Annotated in this window: 13 protein-coding genes; all 13 read right to left on the bottom strand. The window is 36.2% G+C overall.

The annotated features are described in order from the left end of the window. Nucleotides 1–14: 14 nt before the first annotated feature. The 13 genes from GMJ66_RS13525 to nusB all read right to left on the bottom strand — a co-directional run bounded on the left by GMJ66_RS13525 (nucleotide 15) and on the right by nusB (nucleotide 12,279). Entirely contained in the window at nucleotides 15–359 is a 345-nt protein-coding gene (locus GMJ66_RS13525) for a YjcZ family sporulation protein (protein WP_197046699.1), read from the bottom strand. Between the two features lie 43 nt (nucleotides 360–402). After that, complete coding sequence (locus GMJ66_RS13520; protein WP_156290844.1) at nucleotides 403–627, bottom strand: hypothetical protein; 225 nt, start codon at nucleotides 625–627, stop codon at nucleotides 403–405. 590 nt (nucleotides 628–1,217) lie between these two features. Next, complete coding sequence (gene spo0A / locus GMJ66_RS13515; RefSeq protein WP_156290843.1) at nucleotides 1,218–1,988, bottom strand: sporulation transcription factor Spo0A; 771 nt, start codon at nucleotides 1,986–1,988, stop codon at nucleotides 1,218–1,220. Nucleotides 1,989–2,266: 278 nt separating this feature from the next. Further along, nucleotides 2,267–3,553 (bottom strand): SpoIVB peptidase, encoded by a 1,287-nt coding sequence (spoIVB, locus tag GMJ66_RS13510; RefSeq protein WP_156290842.1) that lies wholly within the window; start codon nucleotides 3,551–3,553, stop codon nucleotides 2,267–2,269. Between the two features lie 506 nt (nucleotides 3,554–4,059). Next, nucleotides 4,060–5,766, bottom strand: a complete 1,707-nt coding sequence (recN, locus tag GMJ66_RS13505) for a DNA repair protein RecN (RefSeq protein ID WP_156290841.1) — start codon at nucleotides 5,764–5,766, stop codon at nucleotides 4,060–4,062. Between the two features lie 21 nt (nucleotides 5,767–5,787). Then, on the bottom strand, nucleotides 5,788–6,237 hold the full coding sequence (ahrC, locus tag GMJ66_RS13500) for a transcriptional regulator AhrC/ArgR (protein ID WP_156290840.1): 450 nt from the start codon (nucleotides 6,235–6,237) through the stop codon (nucleotides 5,788–5,790). Between the two features lie 52 nt (nucleotides 6,238–6,289). Then, nucleotides 6,290–7,096, bottom strand: a complete 807-nt coding sequence (locus GMJ66_RS13495; protein ID WP_156290839.1) for a TlyA family RNA methyltransferase — start codon at nucleotides 7,094–7,096, stop codon at nucleotides 6,290–6,292. A gap of 18 nt (nucleotides 7,097–7,114) precedes the next feature. After that, nucleotides 7,115–7,690, bottom strand: a complete 576-nt coding sequence (locus GMJ66_RS13490) for a hypothetical protein (protein WP_156290838.1) — start codon at nucleotides 7,688–7,690, stop codon at nucleotides 7,115–7,117. 880 nt (nucleotides 7,691–8,570) lie between these two features. Beyond that, nucleotides 8,571–9,455 carry a polyprenyl synthetase family protein gene (locus GMJ66_RS13485; RefSeq protein ID WP_156290837.1) on the bottom strand — a complete coding sequence of 295 codons (885 nt, stop codon included), beginning with the start codon at nucleotides 9,453–9,455 and terminating at the stop codon, nucleotides 8,571–8,573. 2 nt (nucleotides 9,456–9,457) lie between these two features. Then, nucleotides 9,458–9,691: an exodeoxyribonuclease VII small subunit gene (locus GMJ66_RS13480; protein WP_156290836.1), complete on the bottom strand. Its 234-nt coding sequence runs from the start codon at nucleotides 9,689–9,691 to the stop codon at nucleotides 9,458–9,460. Further along, nucleotides 9,684–11,033 carry an exodeoxyribonuclease VII large subunit gene (xseA, locus tag GMJ66_RS13475; protein WP_156290835.1) on the bottom strand — a complete coding sequence of 450 codons (1,350 nt, stop codon included), beginning with the start codon at nucleotides 11,031–11,033 and terminating at the stop codon, nucleotides 9,684–9,686. The genes GMJ66_RS13480 and xseA overlap by 8 nt, the downstream gene beginning before the upstream one ends. Beyond that, on the bottom strand, nucleotides 11,030–11,884 hold the full coding sequence (gene folD / locus GMJ66_RS13470; protein WP_156290834.1) for a bifunctional methylenetetrahydrofolate dehydrogenase/methenyltetrahydrofolate cyclohydrolase FolD: 855 nt from the start codon (nucleotides 11,882–11,884) through the stop codon (nucleotides 11,030–11,032). Before folD ends, xseA begins: the two co-directional genes overlap by 4 nt. Nucleotides 11,885–11,898: 14 nt before the next feature. Further along, nucleotides 11,899–12,279, bottom strand: coding sequence for a transcription antitermination factor NusB (gene nusB, locus GMJ66_RS13465; protein WP_156290833.1), 381 nt, complete (start codon nucleotides 12,277–12,279; stop codon nucleotides 11,899–11,901). Nucleotides 12,280–12,513 lie beyond the last annotated feature (234 nt).

Here is a 12,513-nt window from a genome sequence, read left to right as displayed (position 1 = left end):
CGAGCTTTCTGTTCTTAAGGATTATTCTGATAATGTGCCTTTCTATTTTCGTCACCGTTACCAAAATGTGTAACACCGTATACACCATTTTCATTAGCTACATTATTATTATTATTTTCATTGACACTATTATTGGGATGATAATTATTGTTATTATTTACACTATGATTTAGATGATTGTTATTACTTACAGATTGACTCGTTCCGTTACTCCTATTATTATTTGGGTGATAGTAGACTTTTCGATCAGTAATCTGAATTGCCCCAACGATAACTAATAATATAAAAAGTATAACGAATAAACCATAGTTATTGTTATAGTGGTGGTTTTTTTTATTAGTCTCTAATTTATCAGGCAATATAACACCCCCTTTCTAAGGATATTAATTTGTGAATGCTTAGTTAAACTGTAACAGAATTAATAGAATTAATTCTTAAACGGGTAATTCCTGATAAGGTAGTGTTCGTAGTAGGATTGTAAAGATTATAGAATAGAGCATTGCCACGGTTATCAATACCTTGGAATGTTCCTTCCCATACACCTGCTGCACCACCACCATCAAATTGAATAGTTACAAACGTTCCAATTGCAAGCCCATTAAAAAAAATGAAAGTAGGATTGTGCATAAATAAATAACCTCCTTTTTAATTTTCTATATTACTTTCTCTATATAGATATGAGGTTATCTCGATTATGACTGGTTTCTCTATCTAGAATAGAAACCTATTTTTTTTAATAGATAATAGTCTAATAGGTCTATAACTACTAAATAGAAGTATGTAGTAGTTTTATCACATGATTAACTGGATGTAAGACCTTAACGAAAAGAATTCGAGATACTTCAAGAATGATAAGTGGGAGTCAGGCAGCCAGTCTCCCAACTCATTCCTTTTTTAGGTAACTTTTCGTTGATGTGGTTTAATTCATCTTCTTCCTTTTTGCGGAACCAAAATGTAAAATTCTTTAGTAGCTGCGTTTCTTCAATTGGTCTCGTTTTAATTTGTCCTTCGCTTAATAAAAATAGACGTAACATGTCTTTTTAACGAATAACCTCAATTAGTTATAATATAAAATTTATTAAACAAAAAAGCGCCTCCCTCATCGAATTGTCCGATGATAAAGAAAGACGCTGGTAAACATTATAAACGTTCTATATCCTCTTCATTACATTATTCCCATCTTTCTAAGTTTAAATTCTTAAAAACGTTTGATGGTATTAACTAGCTTTATGTTCCAAACGCAAGCGGTCAGCGACCATCGCAATAAATTCGGAATTGGTAGGTTTTGCTTTGGAGATGTTAATCGTATATCCAAATAGCTGGGAGATGGATTCAATATTGCCTCTACTCCATGCAACTTCTATCGCATGTCTAATTGCACGTTCCACACGTGAGGAAGTTGTATTAAACTTCTTGGCTATTGCCGGATATAAAACTTTTGTGATTGAACCCAATAATTCAATATCATTATATACCATTGTAATGGCTTCTCTCAAATACATATAGCCCTTAATATGCGCAGGTACACCAATTTCATGTATGATATTCGTAATACTTGCCTCTAAATCCTGTTTTTTCTCTTTTTTCGTTCCTTTTTTCACACTCGATTGAATGGCTGGTGTACCCTGTACCTGTCTAATTTGGTCAGCTAAATGATCTAAATCAAATGGTTTAAGAATAAAATAAGATGCTCCTAAATCAACTGCTTTTTTCATGACTTCTTCCTGACCAAAAGCAGTCAGCATGATAACATTTGATTTTAAGCGATTTTCTCTTATTGTATTTAATACAGCTAATCCATCTATATGAGGCATAATAATATCCAATACCAGCACATCTGGTTCTAATTCATCTAGCAGGCTTAAACAGTCTTTCCCATTATATGCAGTTCCAATTACTTCAATATCATCTTTTTCATCAAAATAATCTTCCATCATTTGAACTAATTCTCTGTTGTCATCAACCAATCCAACTGTTATCTTCTTCAAAAAAAGCTCCTCCTTTAATCTTATGTAGCGGTTTACTTTTCCATTTTAAGATATTCTACAAAAGTTCCAAATATCCTTTTTTTTATTTAAAAAGATTGTATTTTTTTATGATTTCTCACGTTTTCTCAACTTTTCTCGTGATTACGACAAATTACTACAAAATATGTCGAAAAATATTCACGGTGCTTTATATTGATTTTTTATGTAAATTTCTCATTAAAAAAGTGATTTATTATGGAATGTAAAAACCATAACAAATCACTTTTTATTTTGGATTCCTAGCTTGCTTCTTTTTTGTCGCGATATAAATCGATACCGGCATCCTGTAACATCCATTCAATATGGACCCCATAACCTGATGTTGGATCATTTACAAATACATGTGTGACAGCACCAATGATTTTTCCATCTTGAATAATCGGGCTTCCACTCATTCCTTGTACAATGCCACCTGTCTTCTCTAATAGTTCTTCATCTGTTATTTGAATAACCATGCCTTTGGTTGCCGGATATTTTTGTGGAACACTGCTAATAATTTCAACATCATATTCTTCCACTTCTTCTCCTTCAACTACAGTGAGAATTTTTGCTGGTCCCTCTTTTACTTCATGTGATAACGCAACGGGCATTGGTTCGTCATATTTACCATTTTTAATCGTTTTATTTAACTTACCAAATATACCAAATGGACTGTTTTTAGTAATGTTTCCTATTTTATTTTCTTCAACAGAAAACTTCGCCTGTTTCTCCCCTGGTATTCCATTATTTCCCTTTTCTATTGATGTTACAGAAGAACGTACAATGGTACCATTATTTATTTCAACTGGTTTCTTCGTATCCATATCGGAAATCACATGACCTAAAGCACCATATTTTTTCGATTCTGGTTCATAAAAAGTCATCGTGCCAATCCCAGCTGCAGAATCTCTAATGTATAATCCAATTTTATATTCGTCTTCCTTATCATCTAATACTGGTTTAAGTGTTGTCTCAATCGTTTCTTTCCCTCTTTTTAAAGTAATTTCTAGACTTTCATTGTTTTCTCCTGCTTTTAATACATAATCCTTAATTTCCTTCATTTCTTTGATTGGATTCCCATTTATATTAACGATTACGTCCCCAACTTGAATTTCTGCCTCTTCTCCTGGTGACACTGTTTTGTCGTTTTTATTTACAAGATGATGCCCAACAACTAGAACACCGCGTGTTTGTAATTGAACACCAATCGATTGTCCCCCGGGAACAACTTTAAGGTCATCTAATACAGAAAGATTCACTTTTTTTATTGGGAAGCCATTCACTTCATATACCAATTCAGTGCTTCCTGCTTCACTTGCACGAAAAGCCGAGGAATCAATTGCTTGTATATGGTCACTAGTTGTATTAACAGTTACATTTTCACCTAGAGTTGGTATCTCAACTGGAGTTTCTTTACTAATGGTAACCATTTCATTAGGAATCGAGAGATACTTGTTCATTGGGGTTAACAAAGGAACTGCAATTACCGCAATAAGGAGTATAACACCTATACAATGCCTGACTGTATTCAATTGAGGTAGTTTCAAATGGTTCACTCTCCTTGTCTCTAACCCACACCATTACACAATATTTATCTGTACTTCTAATTTGACCTTCCGTCCGATGTTTTAAACTGGAGAATCATAAGAAAAGATGTTTAACATTTCCTGTTTAAAATAACAAGAATATGGAATAATGCGATGAAGTCAAGATTGTTAATCTCACCCATGTTTATTTTTGTCATTACAGGAGTTAATTGAAAACACGTTAATTCTTCCGTCCATTAGAAAAAGTCATGTCAACTCTCCTATAGCGAAGAACTCCTTTTAGTTAGCACATAATTTTACACTTGAATGATCTTCAGGTTTTTTGAGGATTGCTGCTTCACAGAATAATCTCTTGGAGCAAGACGGGAAAGTTTTTGTTATCTTTCTTATACTGGATCGTTAAAATTTTCAGCTACGTCAAAATACCTTCTTGGTTAACATTTATACTTTACTAACGTGCAAAAAAAAGCCAGATGGTTTAGTTTCTGACTTTTACTGGAAAATATTCATGTAAGCGCTGATTTAAAGCATAATGATGAATCCAGCAGTTCTTTTGCATGTTCTAGTGCAGTATCTGTAAGCTTCGTACCAGTCATCATTCTGCTTAGCTCTACAATTTGTTCATCCCTGGATAATTCCCTAACTTTAGTAATTGTTCGATTTTGCTTTTCTTCCTTCTCAATATACTTATGGGTATCAGCCATCGCTGCCACCTGTGGCAGGTGAGTAATACATAAGACCTGTGAATCATGGGAAATTTGATAAATTTTTTCAGCCATTGCCTGTGCAACACGACCACTAACACCTGTATCCACCTCATCAAAAATAACACTTGTAACCCCCTGATGCTTGGCAAATATTTTTTTCAATACTAGCATAATTCGTGATAATTCGCCACCGGACGCTACTTTGCTTAATACTTTTAATGGTTCCCCTGGGTTTGTTGAGATAAGGAATTGAATATGATCAAACCCATTTTTATGTAATTTCGGTCTATGATGTTGTTCCTCTATATCAAATGAAATGGAAAAGGCTGCTTTTTCTAAATATAATCCCTTTAACTCGTGCATAACAGCTTTTGTAAGTTTTTCTGCGGACCTTTTACGGATATCATGTAATTGCTGTGCCTCCAAGAGGGCATCTTTTTCCGTTTCTTCAATTTGATCAACCAAAGAAGACAAATGATTATCTTTATTCTTAATTTCTTCTAGTTCTTCCTCTATTGACGCAAGATATTCAAGCACATCATTGACACTTTCACCATACTTCTTTTTCAACCGACTGATTTCATTTAACCTTGATTCTATTTCATTTAATCTTTCCGGATTATATTGAAGGTTTTCTATTTTATTTCTTAATTCATATGTTAAATCTTCGAGTGGATAATAATAATTGGCCAAGTCTTCAGCTTTCTGTTCGATGAAGGAATCAAATTTCGCATTTTCTTCCATGGACAACATGGCATCATTCACCCACTCCAGTCCTTTCCCTTCTCCATATAAGGCATTGTAAGCTTTCGTCAACGAGGTATAGACCCGCTCAAAATTAACAAGAGTTTTTCTTTCTTCTTCAAGTTCCAGGTCTTCATTTGGAGAAAGGTTTGCTTGTTCAATTTCATTTTTTTGAAATTCCAGCAAGTCCAAACGATGCGCCATTTCCTGTTCATTTTCGTTTAATTGCTTATAACGTTTTTTTAACGTCATCAATCTTTCATAAAGATAGGCATATTCTTCCTTTGTATTCATGATTACATTCGGTTCATACATATCTAGGAACTCTAAATGATGGTCAGGATTCATTAACACCTGTGTTTCATGCTGACTATGAATGTCAATTAACATACGTCCAAATTCCCTTAAAATAGCGAGGGTTACTAACTTGCTGTTAACCCGGCAGATACTCTTACCAGAAGAAGTAATTGTGCGCTGGAGAACGACTTGTCCATCCTGAATCTCTACACCAAATTGCTTCGCTGTATGATAAATCATATGATTAGGGTCGTCTATCGTAAATAGTCCTTCGATTTCACATTTTTTAGATCCATGTCTCACATATTCAACCGATCCTCTTCCACCCGCTAATAATTGAATTGCATCAATAATAATGGATTTACCTGCTCCTGTTTCACCCGTTAAAACGGTTAACCCCTCATTAAATGTTATCGCTATATTTTCAATAATGGCAAAGTCGCGAATCGATAACTCTGTTAACACCACAAATCACCTCGAGATATGTCATAGCATATTAATAAAACGATTTTTAATTTCTTCTGACTCTGCTTCTGTTCTGCATATAATTAAACACGTGTCATCACCACATATGGTTCCCATAATTTCATCCCAATCCAGATTATCAATTAAAACGCCAATTGCATGAGCGTTACCGGGAAGGGTTGTTAAGACGATAAAATGACTGGCAGAATCAATTTTGACAAACACATCTACAATCAGCCGTTTTAATTTTTCATGCGGGTTATACCGTTGATCAGCTGGAAGGCTATATTTATATTTACCACTGGTTGTAGGAACTTTTACAAGCTGCAGTTCTTTAATATCTCTTGAAACCGTTGCTTGTGTCACATTAAAACCAAGGGATTTTAACCGATCCACTAATTCATCCTGTGTTTCTATTTCTTTTTCTGTAATAAGTTCACGAATTTTTAAATGACGTTGAATTTTGCTCATTTTTCAACTCCTTATCAGCTCTTTTTCTGCGGCTTTTTCGAAAAGGGTTTCTTTATTTAGCGTATAAATGGGCTTCTTCCACAATTTGTTCCATATGCAAAGAAACAGGTTGACTGATTTCCTTTTTCCAGCCAAAGTGTGCAAGAAATTCAATATTTCCTTCCCCGCCAGTGATAGGAGAGTAGGTCAAATTGATAAAATCATACCCTTCTTTTTCGGCAAAATGAATAATTTCACGGAGAACTTCCAGGTGGGTGCTTTTATCCCGGACAATTCCCTTATCGCCAACTTCCTCTTTTTTTGCTTCAAATTGCGGTTTAATAAGAGCAATGACATCACTATTTTCCGAAAGAAGGTTTTTCAGTACTGGCAGCATTAGTTTAAGGGATATAAAAGAAACATCGATGGTAGCCAAGTCAGGTGTTCCTTTTTGAAGCATATCTGAAGTGACATAACGAAAATTCATTCGTTCCATGACTACTACTCGACGGTCATTTCTAAGTTTCCAGTCTAATTGGTTATAGCCAACATCAATTGCGTAACTTAAAGAGGCACCGTGTTGTAAAGCACAATCTGTAAATCCGCCGGTAGAAGCTCCTATATCAATTAAAATCCTTTCGGCAGCTGATATAGAAAAGGAAGAGAGGGCCTTTTCTAATTTCAAACCGCCTCGTCCAACATAAGGAATCTGTTTTCCTTTAATGGTCAGAGGAATATCTTCCTTTATCTTCATCCCTGGTTTATCCAAACGCATTTGCTCTGAAAAAACAAGTCCTGCCATAATTAGCCGTTTTGCCTTATCCGTGCTCTCCACTAAATTTCTTTCCACTAATATTTCATCTAATCTTTTTTTGCTCATTTATTATATCCTTTTGTATTATTTTTTTGGTAATACATTTATTTTTAACCTATCTTCAAGTATAGAAACCATCTTTCCAGCAAAAAATATAATCTTAGTTGAACTATTTATTGCCAGTGTTTTCCCAATTGCTTTTCCGCCTACTGTTAATGCTGCAACAATACTCGTCAATAATGTCGATAACGCTAACTGACCTGGTGACCCTTCCGCCTGATTTAAAAGGGAAGCAATTTGCAACACAACGATTGCGGAAGCTGTACCACTGACAATCCCGGAAATATCACCAATTACATCATTACAAAAACTGGCAAATCGATCCGCATTTCTTACAATATAAACTGCTTCTTTTGCGCCTGAAATCTTTTCAGCAGCCATCGCATGAAATGGAGTTTCGTCAGCCGCTGTTGCTGCAATTCCCAGCATGTCAAAAACAACTCCAACAAAAACAATCAAAAATACAATAAATAATCCTGTAATCCAGACTACTCCACTCAGAATGGAGGATGATACAACTGAAAAAATAGCCGCTAACACAAAAGTGATAACGGCGATGGAAAAACTAAATTTAATAGAGCGTTTTATTTGTGATTTCATGAATAACCTCGAATTGTAAAATTATGTATGTGGAATGGTCTTTTAAAAGGTTAAAACTGCGGCTTAGGTCCAGTAGGTTTTCCCAAGTGGATGCCCCACGTCGCCATGAGGGTGGTTCCCCATTAAACCCACCTTAGCTTTGTCACCAATAGCTAGACTGGATTACCACTTAATCCGCACTATAATCCCTTCTAAAAGTCATAACGAACAGTCTAGGAGGTTTCCTCTACAGTCTTTGACCCATCCCTAGTCTCTTTTGCAGCACTGATTTCATAGACATTGATATTAAATCCAGTGGCCATCTAGACTTAATACCCATCGATCTAATCCCCTCAGTGCCACTCAAGACAGGCTACGCTGCACATTAGGTATCCCTTACCATATTTTTGCAGGTTCATACCCCATTCCATCGCGATAACTAGGCTTAGTTTTCACGACAGAGATGGGCCTCCGCGGAAATCGGGTCAACGCCCACATGCCTTTGTGGATCGCCCAAAATCCTTAACTCCCAGCATCAACCCAAGGCTGGGCGCCTCAAGCCAACACAAGGAACTTCATCGATGTGCCCTTTGGCGGATTTTTAGGCCCGCCTTCAGGATAGGAGGACTAACTAGAATACTGCACCATTCCGTATATGTTTATATTATAACAAAGATTAGATTTTATTTCTAGAAAGATTGTTCTAGTAGAGGATGTTCAAAAAGTCCGGTGAAAATAACACATCGAATTTCTTCGTTGGCTCGCCGCCTCGAACTTTCGACCACAGGACGTGCTAGTGTCGGCGTTGCAACAAATGTTTTCGATGGGACGAGTAACCGCAGTCCCAGGACGTTGCGATTTTAGCCGACCGGTCCCTTTCATCCTACTTTTTGATCACGCACTAGTAGCTCCTATTACTAAAGTACTCCATTAATGCCATTAAATAGGTGTTTTGTGCATTTGCTTTTTGTAAGGCAGCTGCAGCGTTTGCAGCATATTCTTCTTTTTTCTTGATGGCACCCTCTATACCGAGCAATTTAGGGTACGTACTTTTTTCATTTCCCTCATCACTCCCGACAGGTTTTCCAAGCTGCTCTTCATCACCCATTACATCGAGAATATCGTCTTGTACTTGAAAGATTAAACCTAGATAAAAGGAAAATTGTTTTAAATGCTCTAATTGCTTTTCTGATGCACCAGCAAGATATGCACCAGTAAAGACCGCAAATTCAAGTAATTTACCCGTTTTTAACATATGAATCTTCTCAAGCTCTTCTATGGTTACTTCCCGGTTTTCTGCTCCCATATCTAAAAATTGCCCGGCAACCATTCCACTTGGTCCACTGCAGAAGGACAGCATTTTCATAATCTCCACTTTTTGTTCGGCATCTAATAATGGATCTTTGGCTATCACTTCAAAACTGTATGTTAATAATGCATCTCCGGCCAAAATTGCCGTTGCCTCGTTAAAAGCTTTATGATTGGTTGGCTTTCCTCTGCGATAATCATCATCATCCAGTGCAGGCAAATCATCATGAATAAGTGAGTAGGTATGAATCATTTCCAGTGCAACACTGGATGAAACTGCTTTTTTATAATCTTTTTTGTAAGCTTGATAACTAGCGAGCAGTAAGATGGGACGTAATTTTTTTCCCCCAGCTTCTACTGAATATAACATTGAATCTTTTAACTGCTCTGGAATCGATAATTTTTGAAGGTGTTCCTGTAATTCCATTTCAATCATGTTTCTATAATCACTAATATATTCCTTCAGGCTATCTGACACGTTTACTCTTCCTCCTGTACTTCAAACGATTCAAATTCCCCTTGTTCGTTCATAATTTGCGTCATTTTATCTTGAACATGACTCAACTTATCACTGCACATTTTGGAAAGGTTCATTCCTTCCTGATAATAACTGATTGCCTTTTCTAAAGGAACATCCCCTTCTTCTAGCTTTTGAACGATATCTTCCAAGTTTTTCATCGCTTCTTCAAAAGAAAGTTCATCATTTTTACTCATCCAAATTCTCCTCTACTTGTAATACATGACAATATAAGTTTCCATCTTTTAATCGTACAGCAATTTCATCATCTGACTGTATTTGCGCTACTGATTTTATCATCTCTCCATCTGAAGTATACGGCAGAGCAAACCCTCGTTTCATAATTTCTAAAGGGTTCAGTAAAGCTAGCTTGTCTATCGTGTTTGTTAGTTTGACAGTCTTGCTCTCTACTATTTTTTTCATATAATAGTTCTGTAGTTTGATGTGTTCAGATAAATGTTTCTGCGCCTGTTCCACTTGTTTCTTAGGGTGCTGTGCAACCAGTCGTTTTAACATGCTTTCTAAACGCTGCTTCTTCTCTCTCCTGATATTTACTACTGCCTTTTGCAACCTTTCCATTAAACTATCCAGCTCTTGCTCCCTTTGTTTAACAAGCTGTTCTGGATAGCGGAAAGCATAGGATTCTGTTAAACGCCTTAAATGGTTATGATAGTTGGACAGTTCTCTCTGCAGTTCCCTGTTCAACGCCTGCTTTAATTTCAATATTCTTCCTCTTAATTCAACTTGTGATGGAACTGCAATCTCTGCCGCTCCAGTTGGAGTTGGTGCACGAAGATCAGCTACATAATCACTAATGGTTATATCTGTCTCATGGCCAACAGCTGAAATAATCGGAATATTCGATTGGAAGATTGCATCTGCAACCATCTCTTCATTAAAGCTCCATAATTCCTCAATGGAACCTCCACCCCTGCCGACAATTAACGTGTCAAAATCACCAATTTTATTAGCTTTTTCAATAGCATGCTTAATCGATTGAGCTGCATTCGGACCTTGCACCAATACCGGTATAACACTTACTGTTGCTACCGGATATCTTCTTCTGATCGTTGTAATAATATCCCGTACAGCGGCACCAGTAGGAGAGGTAACCACCCCTATATGTTGAGGATACATTGGAATGCTTTTTTTGTGTGATTCGTCAAAATAGCCTTTTTTATGTAATTTCTCTTTAAGTTGTTCAAAAGCTAAGTATAAAGAACCAATGCCATCCGGTTCCATTTGGTGGATATAAAGCTGATATTGTCCATGTGCTTCATATACACTGATTTCCCCTCTTATAAGTACATTCATTCCATTTTCCGGCCTGAACTTTAAAAACCGGTTATTGCCAGCGAACATGACGGCCTGGATTTTTGCCTGCTCATCTTTTATTGTCATATACATATGTCCACGGGAATGATGCTTAAAATTTGAAATTTCGCCTTTCATCAAAATGTCTCTTAAATGTTGATCGGTATCCATTTTACGCTTAATATATTTCGTTATTGCTGCAACAGTTAAATATTTATGATTCAACGATTTTCTAGTCCTTTAGCTGCTTTTATTGTATTTTTTAATAGCATGGCGATGGTCATTGGACCTACTCCCTTTGGAACTGGCGTGATGTAAGAAGCCCTACTTACAGCACTTTCGAAATCTACATCCCCTGTTAACTTTCCGCTTTCCAGTCTATTAATACCAACATCAATAACGACTGCTCCATCTTTTATATCTTCTGCAGTAAGAACATTGGGTTTACCAATTGCTACAATTAAAATATCTGCCTTTGTCGTAAAATTCCTTAAATCTTTCGTACGTGAGTGGCAATAAGTAACCGTTGCGTTTTCATTTAGCAATAATTGGCCAACAGGTTTTCCGACTATATTGCTCCGACCGATAACTACTGCATGTTTCCCTTCCAGCTGGATATTTCTGGATTTAAGCATTGTTAAAATACCATAAGGTGTACACGGCAGGAATGTATCCTCCCCAATCATCATCCTTCCAATATTTACCGGGTGAAAACCATCCACGTCCTTATCCGGATTAATCGTCTCTATAACTTTTTGTTCACTGATGTGATCTGGAAGAGGCAGTTGGACAAGAATCCCATTCACCTCTTTATCCTGGTTCAATTTATGTATTAATTGGAGCAGTTCTTCTTCAGGTATAGTTGCAGGTAATTCTATGACAGATGAAGATATTCCAACTTCCTTTGCTGCCTTTTCTTTTCCTTTAACATAAGATTTGGATGCAGGATTATCCCCTACGAGTACAACTGTTAATTGTGGTGTAATTCCTTCTTTACGCAGTTCTTCTACTTCCTGCTTCATGTTTAATCTGAGTTCCTGTGCTAAATCCTTCCCGCTAATAATTTCTGCTGACATCTCTATTTCCCCTTTTAAGCTATAATTTTAGACAACACACCATTTATAAATTTCCCGGATTTTTCATCGCCAAATTTATTTGCTAACTCAATTGCTTCATTAATGGAAACATTATTCGGTATGTCGTCCATAAATTTGATTTCATATGTTGCAATACGTAAAATACTACGTTCTACGGATGCGATTCGATTTAGTGTCCAATTCTCTAAATGCTCTGTCAAAATGGCATCTATCTTCTGCTTGTTTTCCGTAACACCGTTAACAAGGGACAGTAAAAAGTCATTTATTTTATCAGTTTCTAAAGTAGATTGGATAGCCTCTTTTGGTTCCACTTCATTTATATCCATTTGAAATATAATCTGAAATGCTTTTTCTCTTGCAGTATGTCGATTCATCGGTTTTTACTCCTTTTACATCTTCTCTACAAAATAATAACATGATTAATTATGCAAAGCTAGAAAATGGCTAGAAAACTTGGTACTTCACTATAAAGGGACTAGATTTCTTACCTTTTTACATGTTGAAGTAACTATCGTCTTTTAGCTTATTGCTTGGAGAACTCACATAAAATTTTATACTCCTAATGTGGAACTAAAAAATGAAGGTCAAAAGATAGTATCCTTTGACCT

Source organism: Oceanobacillus salinisoli, assembly GCF_009733865.1.
Taxonomy (GTDB): Bacteria; Bacillota; Bacilli; order Bacillales; family Amphibacillaceae; genus Oceanobacillus; species Oceanobacillus salinisoli.
Note: the sequence above shows the minus strand (reverse complement) of the source record. Positions and strands in the feature narration are given on the sequence as shown.